The following is a 21,084-nucleotide window of genomic DNA, read 5'->3' on the forward strand; positions in this document are numbered from 1 at the left end:
GGTTGAGCCGGTCGGTGACCTCGCCGGGGTCGCCGCACACGGCCGCGCCCTCCATCAGCAGGTCGACGTCCACGTCGCCGTCGCCGCGCCACGGGTCGGCGAACGTCGCGTACGCGCCGAGGTGGGGCCGCCACTTCCGCCGCGCCTCGGCGGAGGACGGGGCGACGAACACGTGGCTCGGCAGGGCGACACGGCCCTTCGCGCCCATGGCGGTCCGGTACCGCTCGACGACCGGGCGGTGGGTTCCGGGGTCGCGCAGGGTGCTGGGCAGCATCAGCGGCATCCCCAGTTCGACGCCGAGGTCCGCGGACACCGCCGAGCCGCTGCCGATCCACACGGGAGGGTGCGGGCGCTGCAACGGCCGGGGCGTGGTCGTCACGCCTTGCAGCGGCGGCCGGAACCGGCCCTGCCACGTGACGTCGGGCTCCTCCAGCAAGCGCAGCAGGAGCCGCAGGTTCTCGTCGAACCGGGCGCGCAGCTCGTCGGAGTGGATGCCGAACACCGCGTCCGTGCGCGGCGACACGCCCCGCGCCACGACGAGTTCCGCCCGGCCCAGCGACAGCACGTCCAGCGTCGCCAGCTCCTCGGCCACGAGCACGGGGTCGCGGTGGGCGAGCAGCGTCACGCCCGTGGACAGCCGCAGGGTGGACGTGCGGGCGGCGATCGTCGCCAGCAGCAGTTCCGGCGCGGACACGATGTAGCGGGTGAAGTGGTGCTCGCCGATGGCGACCCCGGTGAACCCCGCCTCCTCCGCCACGACCGCCTGCTCCACCACGGCCCGCAGCCGCGCGGCCTCGCTGACGACCGCGCCGGTGCACGGGTCGGGCAGGTGGTCGCCGAGGATCAGCAGGTAGACGTCCATCGTGCCATCCTGCCCCGTCGGACTACCGTGGGCGGACGGGCCACCGGCCCGCGTGTCCCGTGATGAGGGTGGAGGCCGACCGATGGCGACCGTGGTGGACAACGTGCAGTTGCACCGGTACGAGGTCGTGCACGACGGGGCGCTCGCCGGTTACGCGGAGTACGTGCGCTCGGCGGGGAAGATCATGTTCACGCACACCGTGATCGACGACGCGTTCGCGGGCAAGGGCCTGGCGTCGACGTTGATCAAGCACGCGCTCAACGACGCCCGCGGGGCCGGGGTCGCGGTGCTCCCGCAGTGCCCGTTCGTCAAGGGCTACATCGCGAAGCACCCCGAGTACCTGGACCTCGTGCCCGAGGATCGGCGCGCCCACTTCGGCCTGTGACCCATGCTACCGTCCGGTAACCATGACGGACTGGACGGAGCCAGGTGTCTTCGAGGTAGCGCCGGGCGTGCACCGGATCCCGCTGCCGCTGCCGAACGACGGCCTGCACACGGTGAACGTGTACGCGATCGACGACGGCGACGGCGTCGTGATGATCGACGCGGGCTGGGCGCTCGACGAGGCGACCGACCGGCTGGAGGCGTCCCTCGACGCGCTCGGCCACGGCTTCGGCGACATCCGCCGGTTCCTCGTCACGCACATGCACCGCGACCACTACACGCTGGCCGTGGCGCTGCGGAAGCGGTTCGGCACGCGCATCGGCCTCGGCCTTGGCGAGCAGCCGTCCATGGAGCGCGTGCTGAGCCGTCGGGCCGACGGGCAGCTCGCGAACCTGGTCGTCTGGGGCGCGCAGGACCTCGCCGAGCGCTGGCGGGCGCTGATCCTGCCGCTGGACGCCAAGGCGTCCGCCGCCTACGAGGCCCCGGACGAGTGGCTCACCGCCGACACCGTGGTCGACCTGGACACGCGCGTGCTCCGCACCGTGCCGACGCCGGGCCACACCGCCGGGCACGTCGTGTTCGTCGACGCCGGGTCGTCGCTGCTGTTCGCGGGCGACCACGTGCTGCCGCACATCACCCCGTCGATCGGCTTCGAGCCCGCGCGCGCCGACCTGCCGCTGGGCGACTACCTGGACTCGCTGCGGCTCATGCGCGAGTTCCCGGACATGCGGCTGCTGCCCGCGCACGGCCCCGTGGCCGACAGCGTCCACGGCCGCGTCGACGAGCTGCTCAAGCACCACGAGGACCGGCTGGAGGCCACAGTCGACTCGGTCGCGGGCGGCACGGCCACCGCGTACGAGACCGCCCGCAGGCTCGGCTGGACGCGCCGCCAGCGGAGGTTCGACGAGCTGAACCTGTTCAACCAGGTGCTGGCGGCGGGGGAGACGGCGGCGCACCTGGACGTGCTGGTGCGCGACGGACGACTCGCCGCGTCCACTGTGGACGGAGTCGTCCACTACAGCGCTACCCTCGTCTGATGGCGAACCGGGGCGTGGCCCGCCGCGAGCAGATCCTGTACGCGGCGATGATGGTGTTCGCCGACCACGGCTACCACCGGGCGTCGCTCGCGGGCATCGCCGAGCAGGCGGGCATCAGCCAGGCCGGTCTGCTGCACCACTTCCCGACCAAGCAGCACCTGCTGATCGCCGTGCTGGAGGCGCGCGACCGGCTGGACGTCGAGTGGATGGCCGACCTCGACGGCGGCACCGGGCCCCGGCTGCTGGTGACCCTGCTCCGGCTGGTCGACCGCAACCGCAGGCTCGGCGGCCTGGTGCAGATCTACACCGCGCTGTCCGGCGAGAGCGTCACGGACGACCACCCGGCGCGCGCGTGGTTCACCGGCCGGTACGAGCGCGTGACGGCGTCCATCGAGGTCGGCCTGCGCGCCGGGGCGGACGGCCTGCGCCCGGAGGTCGACTGCGCCCAGCTCGCCCGCGAGGTCGTCGCCGTGATGGACGGCCTGCAACTCCAGTGGCTGCTGCGCCCGGAGGCGGTCGACATGGTGGCCGCGTTCCGCGCGTACGCCACCCGGTTGATCAGGTCGTCGGCGCTCGACCCGGAGCCCGTCGTGGCCCTGCTGGCGACCGCGGTACCGGTTCCGCTGGCCACCCACGCCGGGTAACGTGCTGGTCGCGAACCGACCGACCGATCGGTAGGAGAACCATGGACCCGATCGAGACCGCACTGGCCGCGCTGGACCTGGAGACCAAGGTCGGTCTGCTGGCCGGGCAGGACGTCTGGTCGTTGCCCGCCGTGCCGCACATCGGCCTCGGCTCGCTGGTCATGTCCGACGGCCCGATCGGCGTCCGCGGCACGAGTTGGGGCCCGGACGACCCCGCCGTGGTCCTCCCCAGCCCCACCGCGCTCGCCGCCACCTGGGACCCCGCGCTCGCCCGCCGCGTCGGCAGGCTGCTCGCCCAGGAGGCCCGCCGCAAGGGCGCGCACCTGCTGCTGGCCCCGACGGTCAACCTGCACCGCACGCCGGTGGGCGGCAGGCACTTCGAGTGCTACTCCGAGGACCCGCTGCTGACCGCCGAGATCGGCGTCGGGTACGTCCTGGGCGTGCAGGACGGCGGTGTCGGCGCGACCGTGAAGCACTTCGTGGCCAACGACTCCGAGACCGCCAGGTTCGTCCTCGACGCCGCGGTCGACGAGCGCACGCTCCGCGAGGTGTACCTGGCCCCGTTCGAGGCGATCGTGGAGGCCGGGGTGTGGGCGGTCATGAGCGCGTACAACGGCGTCAACGGCCACACGATGTCCGAGCACGACGCACTGGTGAACGGGCTGCTCAAGGGCGAGTGGGGGTTCGACGGCGTCGTCGTGTCGGACTGGACGGCCGCGAAGACCACCGTCGCCACGGCGCTGGGCGGCCTCGACGTCGCCATGCCGGGGCCGGGCAACCCGTGGGGCGCCAAGCTGGTCGACGCCGTCCGCGCGGGCGAGGTGCCGGAGGCGGTGGTCGACGGGATGGTCCGCCGCGTGCTGCGCCTCGCGGGCCGCGTCGGGTTGCTGGAGGGCGTCGAGCCCGCGGTGCCGGTCCGGCCGGAGGCCGCGATCGACGGCGACGCGCTGGCGAGGGAGGTCGCCGCGCGCTCGTTCGTGCTGCTGCGCAACGACGGCGTCCTGCCGCTCGCCGCGCCCACGGTCGCGCTGATCGGCGTGGCCGCGGAGGAGGCCCGCGTCCTCGGCGGCGGCAGTGTCACGGTGTTCCCGCCGCACGTCGTGTCCCCGTTGGACGGTCTGCGCGCGCAGGGCGTGGAGCTGGCCTACGAGCCCGGCGTGGACCCGCGCACGAAGCTGCCGCCCGCGTACGGTCCGGAGTGGACGGACCCGGAGACCGGCGAGTCGGGGTTCCGCCTGGTGTTCCGCGACGCCGAGGGCGTCGAGCTGGGACGGCTGCTGCTGGAGGCGGCGGTCACGGGCTGGACCGGCAAGCTGCCCGACGGCGTCGACCCGGCGCGGTTGCACGCCGTGGAGCTGAGCGCGTGGTTCCGCCCGCTGGTGTTCGGCGAGCACCGGTTCGGCGTCGGCGGCATCGGCGACTTCGTCCTCACCGTCGACGGCGAGGTGCTCTACACCGGCACGCAGGTCGGCTACGACGACGACCCGGCGGCGGGCATCCTGCTGCACCCCGAACACCGCGTGGAGACCGTGGTGGAGGGGCCGGTCCTCGTGACGCTCGAGCACAAGACGTGGGTGCGGCCGGGGATCGGCCCGATCGTCGGCATCACCCTCGGCCACGCCGAACCCGGCCCGACCGACGACGAGCTGATCCACCGGGCCGTCGTCGCGGCCTCGGCGGCGCAGGTCGCGGTCGTGGTCGTCGCCACCACCGAGGAGGTCGAGTCCGAGGGCTTCGACCGCCGTTCCCTCGCGCTGCCCGGCCGCCAGGACGACATGGTCGCCGCCGTCGCCGCCGTGAACCCCCGCACCGTCGTGGTCGTCAACGCGGGCTCCCCGGTGGAGATGCCGTGGCTGGACGACGTGGCCGCCGTCCTGCTCACCTGGTTCCCCGGCCAGGAGTGCGGGTTCGCCCTGGCCGACGTCCTGTTCGGCCGCGCCGAACCGACCGGCCGCCTCCCCACGACGTGGCCGGTCCACAAGGACGACAGCCCGGTCCTCGACGTGGACCCGGTGGACGGCGTGCTGACCTACCGGGAGGGCCTGTTCATCGGCTACCGGGGCTGGGAGGGTCGCCCGGTCGCGCCCGCGTTCTGGTTCGGCGCGGGCCTCGGCTACACGACGTGGGAGTACGAGTCGATGCGCGTCGAACCGACCGAGTCGCTCGCCACCGTGACCGTCCGCCTGCGCAACACCGGCGCCCGACCGGGCCGCGAGGTCGTGCAGGTGTACCTCACCCCGGACGTCCCGGTCGCGGACCGCCCGTCCCGCTGGCTGGCGGGCTTCGCGTCCGTGGAGGCCGGGCCTGGGCAGACCGCGGAAGCCGTGATCGAGCTACCGCGCCGGGCCGTGCGGGCGTGGGAGGCGGGAGGCTGGACGACCTTGTCCGGTGGCTACGCGGTCGAGGTCGGCCACGACTACGGCGACACCCGGCTCACCGGAGCGTTGAAGGTCTGACACAGTTCGGCGGGTGGCCACCGAACTGCCCTCCGACTGGACCCGTTGGCGTGAACGGGTCGACTTCGACACCTACGACGACCGTTGGAAGCGCATGGCCGAGGAGGGGAAGGACCCGCACGGCGAGGTCGCCCTGGTCATGGCCTACGCCCCGCGCTCGGTGCTCGACGGCGGCTGCGGCACCGGCCGGGTCGGCGTCGAGCTGCACCGCCGGGGCGTCCACGTGGTCGGCGCGGACCTCGACGCGGACATGATCGCCGCCGCCCGCGCGAAGGCCCCTGACCTGTGCTGGGAGCACGTCGGCCTAGCCGCGATGGACCTCGGTGAGCGGTTCGACGTGGTCGTCCTCGCGGGCAACGTCGTCCCGTACGTGGCGGCCGACGCGCGACCCGCCGCGATCACCACGTGCGCCGCCCACCTGAACCCCGGCGGCAGGCTCATCGCCGGTTTCGCCCTCCGCGAGGGCTGGCCGACGCTCGCCGACTACGACACCTGGTGCACCGCCGCGGGCCTCACCCTGGAGGACCGCTGGTCCACGTGGGACCGCGAGCCGTACACGGACGGTGACTACGCGGTCAGCGCGCACCGGGCGGGGTAGCCGCCCGAGGACTAGCGCCGCGGCGCCGGTTGCGACGGCCTGCCCCGCCGCGACCGGCCCGGCGGGCGGAGCGTGTCGAACTTGCCGCGTGCGCTTGACCCCTTGTTCATGAAGGTCAACTACCCGACCCGGCCGCGGGTCAAACCAAGGTCATCGGGGCAGCTTCACCACGGTGACGAAGAAGTCGTCGATCTGCCTCACGACCTCGATGAACCGGTCGAAGTCCACCGGCTTGGTGACGTACGCGTTGGCGTGCAGGTTGTAGCTGCGCAGGATGTCCTCCTCCGCCTCCGACGTCGTCAGCACGACCACCGGGATCGACCGGAAGCGCTCGTCGGCCTTCACCTCGGCCAGCACCTCCCGGCCGTCCATCCGCGGCAGGTTCAGGTCCAGCAGGATCAGGCCCGGACGGGGGGCGTTCGCGTGCTCGCCCTCGCGGCGCAGGAACTGGAGCGCCTCGACGCCGTCGCGGACGATGTGCAGCGAGTTGCGGATCTTGTGGTGCTCGAAGGCTTCCTGCGTCATCAACGCGTCGCCGGGATCGTCCTCGACCAGCAGGACGTCGATCACGCTCAGTGAGTCACTCATGGGGGGTCTCGGATTCCTCGACGACGGGCAGTGTGAATCGGAAGGTGGTGCCGGTGTCCTGGCTGGTGTCCAGCCAGATGGTGCCACCGTGGTACTCGATGATCTTGCGACACATCGCGAGGCCGATACCCGTACCGGGATATGCGTCCTTGTGGTGGAGCCTCTGGAAGATCACGAAGATCCGTTCGGCGTACTCGGAGTCGATCCCGATGCCGTTGTCGTGCAGCGTGAACGTCCAGAAGGCGTCGACGCGCTCGACGGCGAGGGTCGCGACGGGCGGGTCATCGCCGTGGAACTTGAGCGCGTTGCCGATGAGGTTCTGGAACACCCCGCCGAGCAGGGACGCCTCGCCGCGCACCGTGGGCAGGCCGTCGGGGATCTCGACGACCGCGTTCTGCTCCTGGATCGCCGGGGAGAGGGTGCCGACGACCTGCCTGACCAGGTCGTCCAGGTCGACCAGGGTGTGCTCGCGGGCCATCCGGCCGACCCGCGAGAACGCCAGCAGGTCGTTGATCAGCACCTGCATCCGCTTGGCGCCGTCCACGGCGAAGCCGATGTACTGGTCGGCCCGCTCGTCGAGCTGGCCGCCGTAGCGGCGTTCGAGCAGCTGGCAGAAGCTCGCGACCTTGCGCAGTGGCTCCTGGAGGTCGTGCGAGGCCACGTAGGCGAACTGCTCCAGCTCCGCGTTGGACCGCTGGAGCTCGGTGGACTGGGCGTCCAGCCGCTCGTGGGCCTCCCGGACCGAGTCGAGGTCCTGGACGATCCGCTTGCGCATCCCGTCGATGTCGTGGCCGAGCATCACGATCTCCCGCGGGCCCGTCACGTCGACCCCGCGCTGGAAGTCGCCCGACGCCACCGTCCGCACCTGCTGGGCCAGCCCGGCCAGCGGCAGGATCAGGATCCGGTACAGCACGACGGCCACGACGGTGATGATCGTGACCATCAGCACGCCCGCGCCGATGGCCAGCCACAGCACCACGCTGGCGGCGTCGTCCAACCGCGCCCGCGCGGCGTCGACGTCCACGGCCAGCCTGGCCTCCAGGTCGTCCGTCGCGGTGCGCAGCGCGTCGAACAGGGTCTTGCCCTGGTCGGCGGACGCCGCCTCGACGCTGGGGCCCTTGGAGCGGACCTGGGTGATCACCGGTTCGGCGTAGCCCGCGCGCCACGCGGCCGCGAGCCCCTGGATCCGGTCCAGCTCGCCGCTGAACCGCGGCAGCTCGGGGCCGAGCCGGGTCCGGGCGTTGCCGATCGCGGTGCGCTCGGCGTCCTGCCCGGTGAGGTAGGGCTGGAGGAACTCGTCGCGGCCGCTGATGGCGAAGCCGCGCACGCCCGTCTCCTGGTTCACGATCGCGTTCTGCAGCTCTTGCACGTGCCGCCGCGCCGGGCCGACCTGCTCCAGCACGAGCAGCCGGGCGTCGGTCAGCCGGGACAGCGACACGGCGACCGCGCCCACCGCCCCGCCGGACACGAGGATGAGGATCGCGACGGCGGCGAACAGCAGCCGCTTCGCGGGCCACCGGGTGGTGTAGTCCGGTGTGGAGGTCATCGGGTCCTTTCCGAGAGGAGCAGGACGGCCATGTCGTCGTCGAGCTCGCCTCCGTTGAGGTCCTCGACCCGCGAGATCAGCGTGTCGAGCAGCCAGGACTGCCTGCGGGGCCAGTCGGGCTCGTTGCCCGCCATGCCCTGGATCAGGCCGATCAGCCGGTCGGAGCCGAGGCGTTCGGTGTCGCCGACGACCCGGCCCTCGACCAGGCCGTCGGTGTAGAGCATCAGCGTCCAGCCGGGCGGCAGCGGCACGTCCAGGCCGCTCCACGTGCTGTCGGCCAAGACGCCCAGCGGCAGGCCCGCGCGGTCGCGCGGCAGCTCCACGACCTGGTCGCCGACCAGCAGCATCGGTTCGGGGTGGCCCGCGAGGTAGACGCGCGCCCACCGGCGGTCCGGCGAGATGGTGACCATGCAGGCGGTGGTGAACAGGCCGGGCTGGTGGCGCTCGTGCACCAGGATCTGGTGCAGCGTGCGCAGCACCTTCCACGGCTCCTGCTCGGCCAGCACCAGCGCGCGCCACGCGATGCGCAGGCACACGCCCAGCGCGGCCTCGTCCGGGCCGTGGCCGCAGACGTCGCCGATGATGAGCTGGAGGGTGCCGTCGGCCAGCCGCACGGCGTCGAAGAAGTCGCCGCCCAGGAGCATCCGGCTGCCGCCGGGCCGGTAGCGCGACTCCAGGCCCAGGTCGTCGCCGTGCATGATCGGCGACGGCAGCAGACCGCGTTCCAGGCGGGTCTTCTCGGCGGCGTGCAGCTGCTCGTCGCGCAGCTGGCGGGTGATCTCCTCGGCGCGCTTGCGCTCGACGGCGTAGCGGATGCCCCTGATCAGCATCGCGCCGTCGACCTGGTCCTTGACCAGGTAGTCCTGCGCGCCCGCCGCGACGGCCCTGGTGCCCTGGCGCTCGTCGGTGAGGCCGGTGAGGACGATGATGGCGGCCGGTTCGGACTGCGCGAGCAGGCGGCGCAGGCCGTCCAGGCCGGTGGTGTCCGGCAGGCCGAGGTCGAGCAGCACGCAGTCGGCCGTCGGCAGCAGCTTCTCGGCTTCCTGGAGGCTGCGCGCGCGGGTCATCTCGACCGGCGCGTCGACCTCCTCCAGGAGGGCTTCGACGAGGACGGCGTCCCCCTCGTCGTCCTCGACGAGCAGCACGCGCACCGGTCGCGCGGGGATCAGGACCTGATCCGCTTCGATGAGGCTGGGCACGAGCGGGGAGAGTAGTCGACCGAGATCAGCGAGGCCCTCGCGGCGAGCGCTACGAGGCCTTTTCCCGCCCCCGGTCGGAACCGTTCACGGGTCTCGACCGAAGATCCTGGTGTGAACGAGTCCTCGAAGGCGCTGACCGTGCGCCAGATGGCGGCGCTGACCAAGACGCTGCCCCGGCGGGAACGCGGGTTCTGGTTCGGGTTGGCCATCGACGTCCTGTGGCCGATCGTCGTGCTGTTCATCCCGATGCGGATCACCGGCCGGGAGCACGTGCCGAAGACCGGCGGGGTGCTGCTGGCGTTCAACCACATCTCCTTCGCCGACCCGGTGAGCTCGACGGTGTTCGCCCTGGTGTCCGGCCGCGTGCCCAGGTTCCTGGCGAAGGCCAGCCTGTGGAAGCTGCCGCTGGTCGGCTCCATCATGCGGTCCGGCAGGCACGTGCCCGTCGACCGCGGCACGCAGCGGGCCGGTCTGGCGCTCAGCGGCGCCCACGGCGCGGTCGAACGCGGCGAGTGCGTGGCCGTGTACCCCGAGGGCACGTTCACCAACGACCCGGACGGCTGGCCGATGGCGGGCAAGTCCGGCGTCGCGCGGGCCGCCCTGATGAGCCGCAAGCCGGTCGTCCCGGTCGCCCAGTGGGGCACCCAGCGCCTCCTGCCCAGGGGCTCGTTCCTGCCCCGGCCGCTGCCGCGCAAGCGGGTGGACGTGGCCGCCGGTCCCGCGGTCGACCTGTCCGACCTCTACGGGCTGGAGCTGTCGAAGGAGGTCCTCGACAAGGCGACCGCCCGCATCATGGCGGCCATCACCGACCTGCTGGCCACCCTCCGCTGAGCGGAGGGCGACGTGCCGCGACCGTGTCCATCCGACTGGGACACGTCCGCGGCGGCCTGCGAGGATACGGCCATGAGCAGGAGGAACGAGGCCGCGTCGCTCGACGACCTCTCCAGACGGATCATCGAGCAGTTGCAGGAGGACGGCAGGCGCCCGTACTCGACGATCGCGAAGGCGGTCGGCTTGTCGGAGGCCGCCGTGCGGCAGCGCGTGCAGAAGCTGACCGACGCCGGGGTCATCCAGATCGTCGCCGTCACCGACCCCCTGCAGGTCGGCATGTTCCAGCAGGCCATGGTCGGCATCACGGTCGACGGCCCGGTCGACGAGGTGACGAAGGCCCTCGCCGACATCCCCGAGACGTCCTACGTCGTGGTGACCGCCGGGTCGTTCGACATCCTCTGCGAGATCGTCTGCGCGGACCACGAGCACCTGACGGACATGCTGTTCAACCGCATCCGCACGATCCCCGGCGTCCGCGGCACCGAGGCGTTCGTCTACCTGGGACTGCGCAAGCAGACGTACCAGTGGGGCGCCCAGTAGCCGTCGCTACAGCTTGTCCCACGCCGTCGTCAGCGCCACCCGCAGGATCGCCTCCATCTCGTCGAAGTGCGCCTGGTCGCAGATCAGGGGCGGGGAGAGCTGCACCACGGGTTCGCCGCGGTCGTCGGCCCGGCAGTACAGGCCGTTCTCGAACAGCGCCGACGACAGGTAGCCGCGCAGCACCCGTTCGGACTCCTCCGGCGTGAACGTCTCCTTGGTGGCCTTGTCCTTCACCAGTTCGATGCCGTAGAAGAAGCCTGCCCCGCGCACGTCGCCGACGATCGGCAGGTCGAGCAGCCGCTCCACAGTGGACCGGAACGCGTCCTCGTTGAGCAGCACGTGCCCGTAGACGTCCTCGCGCTCGAAGATGTCCAGGTTCGCCAGCGCCACCGCGCACGACACCGGGTGCCCGCCGTAGGTCGAGCCGTGCAGGAACGTCGCCTTCCCGTCCCGGAACGGCTCCATGATCCGGTCGCTGATCAGCACCGCGCCCAGCGGCGCGTACCCCGACGTCATCCCCTTGGCGGTGGTGATCATGTCCGGCCGGTACCCGTACCGGTTGGCCCCGTAGTCGAACCCGAGCCGCCCGAACGCGCAGATCACCTCGTCCGACACCAGCAGCACGTCGTACCGGTCGCAGATCTCCCGCACCCGCTCGAAGTAGCCGGGCGGCGGTGGGAAGCAGCCGCCGGTGTTCTGCACCGGCTCCAGGAACACCGCGGCCACCGTGTCCGGCCCCTCGAACTCGATCGCCTGCGCGATCTGGTCGGCCGCCCACCGGCCGAACGCGGCGTGGTCGTCGCCGTGCTCGGGCGCGCGGTAGAAGTTCGTGTTCGGCACCTTCAGCGCGCTCGGCACCAGCGGTTCGAAGTCCTGCTTCGCGCCGGGCAGGCCGGTGATGGACAGCGCGCCCGCCGACGTGCCGTGGTAGGCCAGGGACCGGCTGACCACCTTGTGCTTGGTGGGCTTGCCCCTCAGCTTGAAGTACTGCTTCGCGAGCTTCCACGCGGTCTCGACGGACTCGCCGCCGCTGACCGTGAAGAACACCCTGTTCAGGTCGCCGGGAGCGCCGACGACCATCCGCTCGGCCAGTTCGATCGCCGCCGGGTGCGCGGTGCCCCACAACGGGAAGTACGCGAGTTCCCGGCTCTGCTTCGCGGCGGCCTCGGCCAGTTCTTGGCGGCCGTGCCCGACCTGCACGGCGAACAGCCCCGCCAGCCCGTCGAGGTAGCGCTTGCCGTTCGCGTCCCACACGTACGCGCCGTCGCCGCGCACGATCACCGGGGGAGCGGCCACCCCGTCGCCGTGCCGGGTGAAGTGCATCCAGAGGTGGTCCTCGGCCGACTTCGCGAGTGCGGCGGCATCGTTGCGGCTCATCGTTCCCCGTGGTTCCGGAACTGCGACTTCATGGTCAAACCACCTAATTCGCTGCGAATATCGTCACCAAGAGCCTGTCACGCGACGGAATCAATCGCAAGGAGGGCCGTCTCGTGATCGTCGTCGAGCGAGACGATCGGACATCCCGGCGAGACGGAAGGCTATTGTTCGTCTCGCACCCCCTCCGTAGCGTCGGTCTCCTCACCCACCACCACGAAGGAGCACGACGTGCGCGCAGCAGTCCAGACCGAGTTCGGCGGCCCCGAGGTCCTCCGGGTGGTCGACGTCGACCGCCCGACCCCCGGTCCCGGCGAGGTCCTGGTCCGCGTGGCCGCCAGCGGCGTCAACCCCGCCGACGCCATCGTCCGCGCCGGCTACCCGATGCTCGGCGACCCGCCGCTCACCCTCGGCTGGGACGTCTCCGGCGTCGTCGAGGAGTCCCGCGCGGACTTCGAGGTCGGCGCGGAGGTCTACGGGATGCCCGCGTTCCCCAAGGCCGCGAACGCCTACGCCGAGTACGTCGTCGCCCGCGCCGACCACCTCGCCCCCAAGCCCCCGTCGCTGGACCACGTCCACGCGGCCGCCCTCCCGCTCGCCGCGCTCACGGCGTGGCAGGGCTTGGCGAAGGCCGGGATCAAGCCCGGCGACCGGGTGCTCGTGCACGGCGCGGCGGGCGGTGTCGGCCACCTCGCCGTCCAGCTCGCGAAAGCGCTGGGAGCGCACGTGATCGCGCTCGCCGGAGCCTCCGGCCATGACTTCGTCCGAAGCCTCGGCGCGGACGAGGTGATCGACTACCGCGCCACCGACTTCACCACCGCGCTGAGCGACCTGGACGTCGTGCTCGACTCCGTGGAGCAGTCCGACCGCTCGCTGTCCGTGCTGCGCCCCGGCGGCACGCTGATCACCATCAAGGAGCAGCACGACCCGGAGTTGGCGGCCAGGGTCGCCGCGGCGGGCAAGCGGTTCGCGGGCACGACCGTCACCCCGTCCCGCCCGGACCTGGAGGCCGTCACCGACCTGGTGGAGCGCGGCCTGCTCCGCCCGCACGTCAGCGCGACCTTCGCGCTCGCCGACGTCGTGCAGGCGCACGAGGCCATCGACTCCGGCCACACCAGGGGCAAGATCGTGCTGGTGCCCTGACCGTGGACATCCTGACCGAGGTGGTCGACTCCGTGCGGACGGGCCGCCCGGCGTCCGTCCGCACGGACGGCTACGCCCCCTGGGGCCTGCACATGACGGGCACCGGCTTCCACCTCGTGCTGCACGGCTCGTGCTGGCTGGTCGACCTCTCCGGGGCCACCCCGCCCGTGCGGCTGAGCGAGGGCGACGTCGTGTTCCTGCCCGAGGCGGACGGCCACGCCCTCGCCGACGACCCGGCCACCCCGCCGCAGGACGTCTCCGCCGACCGGCGGGACACCCCGATCGGCGCGATCACCGTCGGCGCGGACGGCCCCCGCACCCGCCTGCTGTGCGGCAGCTACCACCTCGACCGGGCCCGCCCGCACCCGCTGCTCCGCCAGGTGCCGAGGGTGATCCACCTGCGGGCGGGCGAGCACCCCCAGCTCACCGCCGCCGTCGGCCTGCTCGGCCACGAACTCGACCAGCCGCGCGGCGGCACCGACGGCATCGTGGCGGCGCTCGTCGACTCGCTGCTGCTCTACGTCCTGCGCGCCTGGCTGGAGACGTGCCCGAACGGCTGGGCCGAGGCGATGAGCGACCCGGTGGTGGCCCGCGCGCTGACCGCCGTCCACGACGACCCCGCGACGGCCTGGACCGTCGAGTCGCTGGCCCGCCACTCCGGCCTGTCGCGGGCCCCGTTCGCCCGGCGGTTCACCGCGCTCGTCGGCGAACCGCCGCTGACCTACCTGACCCGCTGGCGCATGACCCTCGCGGCCCGCCGCCTGCGCGACACCGACGACCCGCTCGGCGTCGTCGCGGCCCGCGCGGGCTACGGCTCGGAGTACGCGTTCGCCAAGGCGTTCAAGCGCGACTTCGGCATCGCGCCCGGCCGGTACCGCCGCCGCGTCAGCGGGTAGCCGCCTCGCAGAACGTCCACAGGGCCCGACGGTCCACTTCGGACTCCGACGACCCCGGCAGGTAGTGCGTGGTCCTCGTGCGCCGGTCGTGCCAGAACTTCCCGTTCTCCCGACCGGCCTCGGCGGACGCGGCCAGCCACACGACCGTGTCCGCCCCCTGCTCCGCCGTGCGCAGCAAGGGCTTCATCAGCCGGTGGAACCGCGGCAGCGACGTCGTCACGCCCGGCGTGTCCGCCCAGCCGGGGTGCATGCTGTGCACGACGACACCGTCGACCCCGAGCCTCTCCGCCCACAGCTCGGCCAACACGACCTGCATCCGCTTCACCCTGGAGTAGGCCTTGGCCCCGGAGAACTCGCCCTGGCGGTACTCCGGGTCGTCCATCCGCAACGGCTGGCTGTACATCCCGCCGGACGACACGAACACCACCCGCCCGTCCGCCGACTTCCTCAACGCGGGGGAGAGCAGTTCGGTCAGCAGGAACGGCCCCAGCACGCCGGTCGCGAACGCCACCTCGTGCCCCTGCGCGGTCTCGGACCGCTTCGGCGGCAGCACGCCCGCGTTGTGCACCACCACGTCCACCGGCCCGGCGAAACCCTCGCCGAACGCCCGCACGTCGGCCAGGTCGCTGATGTCGCACCGGTCCACGACCAGGTCCGCGCCCGGCACGGCGGCCAGGATCTCGGCCTTCGCCTTCTCGCCCCTGGCGGTGTCGCGGACGACGAGGTGCACGGTCGCCCCGAGTTCGGCGAGTCCTCGGGCGGTCGCCTTGCCCAGCCCCGAGTTCGCCCCGGTCACCAGCGCCACGCGGCCCTCGAGCGCCTTCGCGGGCGGGTCGGCGGGCCAGAAGTGCCGTCGCGCCTCGAACCCCAGCCGGGAGTACCCCGGCCCGATCGTCCGGTCCATCAGCCAGTCCACCGCACCTGTCACAGTCACGGTCCGACGGTAGTGCGTGGTCACCGCGGTCGCTGAACGGGCGGTTTCCTCCGTCGATTCGGGGATCGCGGACTACCGCGTTCGGAGGAATTGCGGGACTGAAAGTTTTCACGTCGACGGCATGGCGTTCGGCCGTGATTATCGCGAACGGTTCACGCCGCAATATAGGGGTTGCCGCGATTTGTCGCGCACAGCGTCCAGCCCGCGCGCGGAATCCGGGCGCGGGCTGGACTTCGGTGGATCAGGACGTGATCAGGACAGGATCAGCGTCAATCCGTAAGCGGCCAGGATCGGGTTGACCTCCTGGTAGAACGTCGTGCCGCCGACGGAGCAGTTGCCGGAACCGCCGGAGGTGACGCCCTGCGCCTGGTTGGCGCTGAGCCAGGAGCCGCCGGAGTCGCCGGGCTCGGCGCAGACGTTGGTGCGGGTCAGGTTGTACACCGTGCCCTGCGGGTAGTTCACGGTCCAGCCGCGGCTGTCCAGGGTGCCGCAGCGCAGGCCGGTGGTGGAGCCGGACCGGCAGATGCCGGAACCCGCCGGGACCTGGGCGGACCCGCGGACGTAGTACCAGTAGCCGTTGTAGCCCTCGACGTAGCCCCACAGGTTCACGCCGCCGTAGGTGCTGACGTAGGAGTAGTCGTAGTAGGGGAACGTGGACCCGGCGAAGCTGCCGATCACGGTGCTGTTGGCGTTGTCGGTGACGGTGGAGCCGGGCGTGCCGCAGTGGCCCGCGGAGACGAACCCGCCGTAGACGCTGAAGCCGACCGAGCAGCGCGCGGCGTAGTTGATGTAGTACGGCCACCCGCCCACGACGTCGGCGAACGTGCCGGGCGAGCCCGCCTCGTCCACCACGCGGACGTGGTCGCGACCGGCGATCGCCTTGTCCAGGAACGCCTTCGCGGCGTCGTCGACCTTGGCCCGGTTGACGGCCACCACGACGCTGTTGGTCTTCACGTCGACGTGCCAGCCGTTGATCGCGGCGGGCGCGTGCGTGCCGGCCAGCACGTCGATGCCGGACTTCACCACGTCCAGCTCGGCCGCGGAGCGCGCGACCCGCCGCACCTCGGAATCCGTGCCCTTCAGGGCGCTGACCTCGGTCGACCCGGTGGTCTGGACGATGAGCTTGCCGCTGTCGGCGTCGTACCAGCTGCCCGCGTAGGACGTGCCTAAGGCGTCCTTGGCGCGCTGCTCGACCCCTCTGGCGGTCTCCTCGCGCGCCAACCGGTCGGCCGCCTGCTCCGCGGTCAGGTGCAGGTCCCGCTGGAGGGCCTGCGACATCGCCGCGCTGACCTTCGGCGACGACGGCGACGACACGGTCGCCACGTCACCCGCGGACGCGGGCTGGAGGGCCGCGCCGACCAGCACGAGAGCCAGGCCGAACGCGCCGACCGACTTCTGAGCAATTCGTTTCACTCGTGTTTCCTTTCCAGGTCCATCGGAATTGCCGAACCGGAAAACCCGCCGTCGTGAAGAGGGTGTGCGGATACGCGCGAAAAGCGGAAGCGCGGTGTGGCATTGCTGTCGACGTGCGGTGTCGACGTGTTGGAGAAGTGCGCTGTCGGCGAGTCCGGCCGTAATTCAGACATTACCGACGGTGCTTATCGCCGCCTATCCACCGCAGGTGTGAATCGTCGAGAACGCAAATGGTTCAACGGGAGGGGCGAACCCACCAACGGTGGTGGTGACGTCGAGGGTTCCGGCGGGCGGCCGTCAGGCTCGGCGGTGGGACTCGTCGGACAGCTTGGCGGTCTGCTCCTTGAGCACGTGCACCGTGCGGTCGACGAAGTCCGCGATGACCTTCAGCTCGGCGGGGGAGTAGCGGCTCATCATCGCCCCCATCGCCGCGCTCAGGTCGGCGAACAGCCCGTCGTGCCCGCTGTCCGTCTCGGTCGCGGTCACCAGCACCCGCCGCCGGTCGTCGGGGTCGACCTCCCGCCGCACCAGCCCGGCGGCCTCCAGTCGGTCGACCATCCCGGTCACCGCGCCGGGGGTGAGGCCGATCTCCTTCGCCAGCGCCCCGGCCGACATCGACCCGCCGCGCAGCAGGGTCAGGGCCCGCTGATCCCCGGCGGTGACCCCGAGCCGCTGCCCCACGGCCTCGTGGAACAGGACGACCGCCGTGCTCAGTTCCCGCCCGACCGCCGCACCTCTGTCCATGGCCCGCACTTTACCGCCGAGGATATTTTAGTATAGTGAACTAAAACATCTTCGAGAGGGGTTCAGGACGTGGGAAGCACCTGGGGGAGCGAGTTCCGGCGGTCGTGGGAGGTGCCTCGGTGGGCACTGGGGTTCTACGGCCGTCACCTGGTACCGGTGGTGGGCCTGTCCCTGGTGGGCTCGGTGCAACGCCTGCTGGTCGTCAACCGCGATGTCCCCACGACGATCGCGGTGGCCTCGGAGGCGGTGGTGCTGCTCGCCCGCGTGGCCCTGGTGGTCTTGATCATCCGCTGGGCGTTCCGCGACGTGGAGTGGAAGTGGTCCAACGCCAAGGGTTTCCTCCGCGACCGGTGGCGCTCGCTGGTCTTCCAGTTCGCGCTGCTGGTCATCGCGTTCCTGGTGTTCGACCAGGGATTGGAGGCCCTGGTGGGCCGGGATCGCGTGGGACTGCTGCTGTTCATCAAGAACCCGACCATCATCGCCCTGACGATCATCTGGGAGGCCGGCCTCGCCCGCCAGATTTTGACCCATGGTCATGGAAGCTCCGTAGGTACTCCCTCGGAGTGGAATGTCCCGCTGGACAAGGATTCCACGACCGAAACCCACTAGCTTCGGGCACTATGGACACAGGCACAGGCACAGCCGCCGACACCGAGCACTACGCCCGACTCACCACCGCCCGCAGCAGGGAGTTGGGCCAGGAGCTGCACCTGGCCCGCAAACGCGCCAACCTCAAGGCGACGGTCGTCGCCGAGGAGTTGGGGTGGTCAGCGGGGAAGCTCAGCAAGATGGAGAACGGCTGGCGCGCCGCCAGCTCATGGGACTACGGCACACTGCTGGGGAAGTTGGGGGTCGACAGGCTTACCAGGGAACGAATCCAACGCATAGCGTCCGAACAGGACATAGGCCACTTCATCCGCGCCCACGAAGGGAGACTGTCCGACAACCTGCTCTGCTTGATGATCCACGAACGCGCGGCCCTCACCATGCACCGCTACGAGCCGATGCTCATCCCAGGGCTACTTCAGACCGAGGCCTATGCCAGAGCGGTGATCGAGCAGTACGGGCCCTTCGCCACCGAAACGTTGGACTTCTTCGTGGAGACCCGGCTGGAGCGGCAACAGGTGCTGAGCGGCGACCGGTCACCTGAGGCGACCTTCTACATCCATGAGGCCGCCTTGCAGTCGGTGATCGGCGACACCCAGGTCATGCATGACCAGATGATGCACCTGGCCTTCTTGTGCGGGTGGACCCGATTGCGGCCGCGGGTGATACCGCTCTCCGCTCCAGGCCACCCGGCGCTGCTCCACTCCTACAGCCTGATGGGCTTCGCGAAGCCCATCAGGCAGGTCGCCTACGCGGAGAACGATGTCTCGACCGTCTTCACCGAGGAGGAGTCGGCGATCGAGGCGTACCGCCGCAAGAGCGAGGTTCTCGAAGGTCTGGCCCTGGATGCGGGACAATCGCGGTCGGTGTTCGCCCGCTGGGCGAGCGTTTACGACCGTCGAGGGGACCGCGATGGACCTGACCTGGCGTAAGAGCAGCTACAGCACCAGCGGGCAGCAGAACTGCGTCGAGATGGCCTGGCGCAAGAGCAGCTACAGCGGCGATCCCAACGGTGACTGTGTCGAGGTGGCCCCCGCCTCGCCTGGGGTGCTGGTGCGGGACTCCAAGAACGTCACCGGTCCGGTGCTTGCGTTCCCGGTGGTCCAGTGGCGTGCGTTCTTGGGCCGCTTGGGCTAGCTGCCTGGGTTAGCGGGGCGGGAGTTGGGTTTGGCCCTTGCGGTCCTTCTCCCAGCGCAGGTACATGCCCGTCGCGGCCGACACGCTGGTGAGCAGCCACACGGCGACACCGGCGTCGTCGGTGACCCCGATGATCGGCAGCAGTTCCGGGATCACGTCGATGGGGGACACCAGGTACAGCAGCGCGAAGCCCCACAGCGCCAGCCTGCCCTTGGGCAGTCCCGGATAGCCCTCCTTGCGCGCGGCCCTCAACAGTCGCGGTAGGGCGCGGGCGCGTTCGAACACGTTGCCGATCGGTTCCGGCTCGCCCGAGGCGATCCGGCGGCGACGGCGTTGGGCCCTCCGGAGCAGGCCCAAGCCCACCGAGGCCGCGCCGAGCACCAGCAATCCGATTCCGAGCCCGAGAGGGGGCATGCCGAGGACGTCGGCGTCGCGGAAAGCGAGCGTCACCAAGCCCAGCAGTGCCAGGAGACCGCCGAAGAAGACCATGGTCCCAAGCCTAACGGCCGGAGCCCTACCTCCGCCGATCGTTGACGGCGATCACCATCAGGGCGGCGGCGCACAGCGCGCACGCCGCCGCCGTGACGCTGCGCCAGAGGGCGGAGTCACCGACCGCCAGCACCCCGTTCCAGACGGCCAGCGCCAGGAAGACCACGGACAGCAGCACCAGGGCTTTCGGCCACCTCGATCGTCCTTTGCTCGGCAGGTCGCCGCGTTGGCTCATGCACTGTTGAGCGTTCCCACCGCCCGTCTTGTTACTTCACGCGGGAACGCTCAACCCCAGCGGCTGTTCGGACTCCTGGTTGTAGCCGACCCAGTGGTTCTCGTGGAACACCGGGGGTGCGGCCGTTCGGCCGAACGTGATGCTCCGCTCCTCCACGGCCTTCACCGTCGCGGACGCCTGGCGGTCCAGCAGCCCGTCGATCCGCGGACCGTCCAGTCCCTCGATCTCGTCCCAGAACGTCAGCACCCGGTTCACGTACAGCGCCACCAGGTGGTCGCGGGTCGACTCCAGTTCGCCCGCCGCGACCCCGGCCACGGCGTCGGCCAGCAGCTCCGGCCACTCGTCCGTGCCGACCCGCAGCCCCCACGGCGCGGCACGCAGGTCCCGCGCGGCCGGGAAGAGGTCGCTGACGCCCGTCCAGTGGTCCAGGAGGTAACGACCCACCTGGTGGGTCACGTGGGCTACCACGACCGGGTCCGGGCGCACGGAGGCGCTGTCGATGGCCGCGCGCGGCACCGCCGACCGCGGTTCGAGCGGCCGGACGCCGTCGGTGTGCCCCAGCACGTGGAACAGCGAGTCCAACACCTGCTGGGGCAGGCGCAGGATCTTCGGGAACGGCGAGTTGTGCAGCTTCCGCCCCAGCGGCACCTCGACCACCCGCAGGTTCTCCCGCAGCGCGTTCGCCGTCAGCCACACGTCGATGCCGTACAGGTACGAGCTGGCGGGCCGGGCCCACGTCCGGGCGCGCTCGACGAACGCCCGGTTGAACGCGAACTCGCCGCCGATCGGCTGCTGCACGTGCACGCCGTACACGGCGGCCAGCAGCGGGCTGGCGAGGTGGTTCGTCGTGTTGGCCTCGAACCGGTTGCGCCGGTACGCGGGCACGGCGATCGTCGGCTCCGGGCTGTCGACGGCCGTCGCCAACCGGTCGATCCACTCGGGTTCGGTCGACCGGACGTCGGCGTCCAGCAGCAACACCCGATCCGCTTCCAGCCGCGCGCCCTGGTCCAGGATCTCGAACACGTTGGTGCCCTTGCCGGTCCCGATCCCACCAGACCGCACGACCACCTTCTCCACGGCCAGCTCGGTGCTCTCGAACCGCTCGGCGGTCCCGTCGGTGCTGCCGTTGTCGGCCAGCACGACCACGTTCCGCCCATCGGGGAACGCCGCCCGAAGCCCCGCGTCAGCGGCGACGGCGACAGCGGCGACGGTGGTCGCCTCGTTGCGCGCGGGGATCCCCACGACGGTGACTGCTGCGGTCCTGTTCGTCGGCATTGACACCACAACTCCCCGAGGTCGATCGCCTGTTCGGCGTCAAGTGTTCCCCGGAATGCTGAGCACCGGTCATTACCCCAGTTGGTCGCGCAGGTGAACAGTGCCCGCACCACCCCCGCGCACCCCCCCTCGGCACACAGGGACCTCACGCGA

Annotated in this window: 23 protein-coding genes; 12 read left to right on the forward strand and 11 right to left on the reverse strand. The window is 71.3% G+C overall.

What is annotated here, in order from left to right; translation table 11 throughout:
* A partial coding sequence (locus tag ACFWW9_RS39795) for an LLM class flavin-dependent oxidoreductase (protein WP_390387793.1) occupies positions 1-862 on the reverse strand: 862 nt, incomplete at its 3' end.
* Positions 863-944: 82 nt separating this feature from the next.
* On the opposite strand from ACFWW9_RS39795, the gene ACFWW9_RS39800 reads away from it, so the two are divergent.
* Genes ACFWW9_RS39800 through ACFWW9_RS39820 form a run of 5 tightly spaced genes read left to right on the forward strand, consistent with a single transcriptional unit; the run spans position 945 to position 5,981 of the window.
* Positions 945-1,247, forward strand: a complete 303-nt coding sequence (locus ACFWW9_RS39800; protein ID WP_390387795.1) for a GNAT family N-acetyltransferase — start codon at positions 945-947, stop codon at positions 1,245-1,247.
* 22 nt (positions 1,248-1,269) lie between these two features.
* Positions 1,270-2,283: an MBL fold metallo-hydrolase gene (locus ACFWW9_RS39805; RefSeq protein WP_390387796.1), complete on the forward strand. Its 1,014-nt coding sequence runs from the start codon at positions 1,270-1,272 to the stop codon at positions 2,281-2,283.
* A complete protein-coding gene (locus tag ACFWW9_RS39810) occupies positions 2,283-2,927 on the forward strand; it encodes a TetR family transcriptional regulator (RefSeq protein WP_390387797.1) in 645 nt (214 codons plus the stop codon). The genes ACFWW9_RS39805 and ACFWW9_RS39810 overlap by 1 nt, the downstream gene beginning before the upstream one ends.
* A 41-nt stretch (positions 2,928-2,968) precedes the next feature.
* Complete coding sequence (locus tag ACFWW9_RS39815) at positions 2,969-5,383, forward strand: beta-glucosidase (protein WP_390387799.1); 2,415 nt, start codon at positions 2,969-2,971, stop codon at positions 5,381-5,383.
* A gap of 13 nt (positions 5,384-5,396) precedes the next feature.
* Positions 5,397-5,981, forward strand: coding sequence for a class I SAM-dependent methyltransferase (locus ACFWW9_RS39820; protein WP_390387801.1), 585 nt, complete (start codon positions 5,397-5,399; stop codon positions 5,979-5,981).
* Positions 5,982-6,131: 150 nt separating this feature from the next.
* Here the strand turns inward: ACFWW9_RS39820 and ACFWW9_RS39825 are convergent, their stop codons facing one another.
* From ACFWW9_RS39825 to ACFWW9_RS39835, 3 genes are read right to left on the reverse strand one after another with little or no spacing between them, the layout of a single operon-like run.
* On the reverse strand, positions 6,132-6,569 hold the full coding sequence (locus ACFWW9_RS39825; protein WP_330878596.1) for a response regulator: 438 nt from the start codon (positions 6,567-6,569) through the stop codon (positions 6,132-6,134).
* Complete coding sequence (locus ACFWW9_RS39830) at positions 6,562-8,115, reverse strand: ATP-binding protein (RefSeq protein WP_390387802.1); 1,554 nt, start codon at positions 8,113-8,115, stop codon at positions 6,562-6,564. Before ACFWW9_RS39830 ends, ACFWW9_RS39825 begins: the two co-directional genes overlap by 8 nt.
* The gene (locus tag ACFWW9_RS39835) at positions 8,112-9,314 is read right to left on the reverse strand and encodes a PP2C family protein-serine/threonine phosphatase (protein ID WP_390387804.1); all 1,203 of its coding nucleotides are present in this window, start codon (positions 9,312-9,314) and stop codon (positions 8,112-8,114) included. Before ACFWW9_RS39835 ends, ACFWW9_RS39830 begins: the two co-directional genes overlap by 4 nt.
* Positions 9,315-9,461: 147 nt before the next feature.
* Here ACFWW9_RS39835 and ACFWW9_RS39840 point away from each other — a divergent pair, with 147 nt between their 5' ends.
* Both ACFWW9_RS39840 and ACFWW9_RS39845 read left to right on the forward strand, forming a co-directional pair.
* Positions 9,462-10,145, forward strand: coding sequence for a lysophospholipid acyltransferase family protein (locus ACFWW9_RS39840; RefSeq protein ID WP_390387823.1), 684 nt, complete (start codon positions 9,462-9,464; stop codon positions 10,143-10,145).
* A 72-nt stretch (positions 10,146-10,217) separates the two neighbouring features.
* Positions 10,218-10,685 (forward strand): Lrp/AsnC family transcriptional regulator, encoded by a 468-nt coding sequence (locus tag ACFWW9_RS39845; RefSeq protein ID WP_390387805.1) that lies wholly within the window; start codon positions 10,218-10,220, stop codon positions 10,683-10,685.
* A gap of 6 nt (positions 10,686-10,691) precedes the next feature.
* Here the strand turns inward: ACFWW9_RS39845 and ACFWW9_RS39850 are convergent, their stop codons facing one another.
* Entirely contained in the window at positions 10,692-12,062 is a 1,371-nt protein-coding gene (locus ACFWW9_RS39850; protein WP_390387807.1) for an aspartate aminotransferase family protein, read from the reverse strand.
* 228 nt (positions 12,063-12,290) lie between these two features.
* Here ACFWW9_RS39850 and ACFWW9_RS39855 point away from each other — a divergent pair, with 228 nt between their 5' ends.
* The gene (locus tag ACFWW9_RS39855) at positions 12,291-13,202 is read left to right on the forward strand and encodes an NADP-dependent oxidoreductase (RefSeq protein WP_390387809.1); all 912 of its coding nucleotides are present in this window, start codon (positions 12,291-12,293) and stop codon (positions 13,200-13,202) included.
* A gap of 2 nt (positions 13,203-13,204) precedes the next feature.
* Entirely contained in the window at positions 13,205-14,098 is an 894-nt protein-coding gene (locus ACFWW9_RS39860) for an AraC family transcriptional regulator (RefSeq protein ID WP_390387810.1), read from the forward strand.
* Here ACFWW9_RS39860 and ACFWW9_RS39865 read toward each other — a convergent pair.
* The 3 genes from ACFWW9_RS39865 to ACFWW9_RS39875 all read right to left on the reverse strand — a co-directional run bounded on the left by ACFWW9_RS39865 (position 14,088) and on the right by ACFWW9_RS39875 (position 17,189).
* Positions 14,088-15,032 (reverse strand): SDR family NAD(P)-dependent oxidoreductase, encoded by a 945-nt coding sequence (locus ACFWW9_RS39865; RefSeq protein WP_390387811.1) that lies wholly within the window; start codon positions 15,030-15,032, stop codon positions 14,088-14,090. The genes ACFWW9_RS39860 and ACFWW9_RS39865 overlap by 11 nt on opposite strands.
* A gap of 252 nt (positions 15,033-15,284) precedes the next feature.
* Positions 15,285-16,445: a S1 family peptidase gene (locus ACFWW9_RS39870; RefSeq protein ID WP_390387813.1), complete on the reverse strand. Its 1,161-nt coding sequence runs from the start codon at positions 16,443-16,445 to the stop codon at positions 15,285-15,287.
* Positions 16,446-16,742: 297 nt separating this feature from the next.
* A complete protein-coding gene (locus tag ACFWW9_RS39875) occupies positions 16,743-17,189 on the reverse strand; it encodes a MarR family transcriptional regulator (protein WP_390387814.1) in 447 nt (148 codons plus the stop codon).
* Positions 17,190-17,348: 159 nt separating this feature from the next.
* On the opposite strand from ACFWW9_RS39875, the gene ACFWW9_RS39880 reads away from it, so the two are divergent.
* Genes ACFWW9_RS39880 through ACFWW9_RS39890 form a run of 3 tightly spaced genes read left to right on the forward strand, consistent with a single transcriptional unit; the run spans position 17,349 to position 18,932 of the window.
* Positions 17,349-17,798, forward strand: coding sequence for a hypothetical protein (locus ACFWW9_RS39880; RefSeq protein WP_390387815.1), 450 nt, complete (start codon positions 17,349-17,351; stop codon positions 17,796-17,798).
* 11 nt (positions 17,799-17,809) lie between these two features.
* Entirely contained in the window at positions 17,810-18,727 is a 918-nt protein-coding gene (locus ACFWW9_RS39885) for a helix-turn-helix domain-containing protein (protein WP_390387817.1), read from the forward strand.
* Entirely contained in the window at positions 18,708-18,932 is a 225-nt protein-coding gene (locus ACFWW9_RS39890; protein WP_390387818.1) for a DUF397 domain-containing protein, read from the forward strand. The genes ACFWW9_RS39885 and ACFWW9_RS39890 overlap by 20 nt, the downstream gene beginning before the upstream one ends.
* A 9-nt stretch (positions 18,933-18,941) precedes the next feature.
* On the opposite strand, the gene ACFWW9_RS39895 is transcribed toward ACFWW9_RS39890, so the two are convergent.
* Genes ACFWW9_RS39895 through ACFWW9_RS39905 form a run of 3 tightly spaced genes read right to left on the reverse strand, consistent with a single transcriptional unit; the run spans position 18,942 to position 20,931 of the window.
* The gene (locus ACFWW9_RS39895) at positions 18,942-19,421 is read right to left on the reverse strand and encodes a YkvA family protein (protein WP_390387820.1); all 480 of its coding nucleotides are present in this window, start codon (positions 19,419-19,421) and stop codon (positions 18,942-18,944) included.
* A gap of 25 nt (positions 19,422-19,446) precedes the next feature.
* Positions 19,447-19,656: a hypothetical protein gene (locus tag ACFWW9_RS39900; protein ID WP_390387821.1), complete on the reverse strand. Its 210-nt coding sequence runs from the start codon at positions 19,654-19,656 to the stop codon at positions 19,447-19,449.
* 36 nt (positions 19,657-19,692) lie between these two features.
* Entirely contained in the window at positions 19,693-20,931 is a 1,239-nt protein-coding gene (locus ACFWW9_RS39905) for a glycosyltransferase family 2 protein (RefSeq protein WP_390387822.1), read from the reverse strand.
* Between the last annotated feature and the right edge of the window lie 153 nt (positions 20,932-21,084).

It is taken from the genome of Umezawaea sp. NPDC059074 (genome assembly GCF_042738955.1).
In the GTDB taxonomy this organism is placed as follows: Bacteria; Actinomycetota; Actinomycetes; order Mycobacteriales; family Pseudonocardiaceae; genus Umezawaea.

What these genes read in the sequence shown, in the direction of transcription:
- ACFWW9_RS39890 (WP_390387818.1), top strand. Translation starts at nt 18,708, where the DNA reads ATGGACCTGACCTGGCGTAAGAGCAGCTACAGCACCAGCGGGCAGCAG.
- ACFWW9_RS39810 (WP_390387797.1), top strand. Translation starts at nt 2,283, where the DNA reads ATGGCGAACCGGGGCGTGGCCCGCCGCGAGCAGATCCTGTACGCGGCG.
- ACFWW9_RS39885 (WP_390387817.1), top strand. Translation starts at nt 17,810, where the DNA reads ATGGACACAGGCACAGGCACAGCCGCCGACACCGAGCACTACGCCCGA.
- ACFWW9_RS39840 (WP_390387823.1), top strand. Translation starts at nt 9,462, where the DNA reads ATGGCGGCGCTGACCAAGACGCTGCCCCGGCGGGAACGCGGGTTCTGG.
- ACFWW9_RS39815 (WP_390387799.1), top strand. Translation starts at nt 2,969, where the DNA reads ATGGACCCGATCGAGACCGCACTGGCCGCGCTGGACCTGGAGACCAAG.
- ACFWW9_RS39805 (WP_390387796.1), top strand. Translation starts at nt 1,270, where the DNA reads ATGACGGACTGGACGGAGCCAGGTGTCTTCGAGGTAGCGCCGGGCGTG.
- ACFWW9_RS39905 (WP_390387822.1), bottom strand. Translation starts at nt 20,931, where the DNA reads ATGCCGACGAACAGGACCGCAGCAGTCACCGTCGTGGGGATCCCCGCG.
- ACFWW9_RS39895 (WP_390387820.1), bottom strand. Translation starts at nt 19,421, where the DNA reads ATGGTCTTCTTCGGCGGTCTCCTGGCACTGCTGGGCTTGGTGACGCTC.
- ACFWW9_RS39800 (WP_390387795.1), top strand. Translation starts at nt 945, where the DNA reads ATGGCGACCGTGGTGGACAACGTGCAGTTGCACCGGTACGAGGTCGTG.
- ACFWW9_RS39850 (WP_390387807.1), bottom strand. Translation starts at nt 12,062, where the DNA reads ATGAGCCGCAACGATGCCGCCGCACTCGCGAAGTCGGCCGAGGACCAC.
- ACFWW9_RS39825 (WP_330878596.1), bottom strand. Translation starts at nt 6,569, where the DNA reads ATGAGTGACTCACTGAGCGTGATCGACGTCCTGCTGGTCGAGGACGAT.
- ACFWW9_RS39875 (WP_390387814.1), bottom strand. Translation starts at nt 17,189, where the DNA reads ATGGACAGAGGTGCGGCGGTCGGGCGGGAACTGAGCACGGCGGTCGTC.
- ACFWW9_RS39845 (WP_390387805.1), top strand. Translation starts at nt 10,218, where the DNA reads ATGAGCAGGAGGAACGAGGCCGCGTCGCTCGACGACCTCTCCAGACGG.
- ACFWW9_RS39900 (WP_390387821.1), bottom strand. Translation starts at nt 19,656, where the DNA reads ATGAGCCAACGCGGCGACCTGCCGAGCAAAGGACGATCGAGGTGGCCG.
- ACFWW9_RS39830 (WP_390387802.1), bottom strand. Translation starts at nt 8,115, where the DNA reads ATGACCTCCACACCGGACTACACCACCCGGTGGCCCGCGAAGCGGCTG.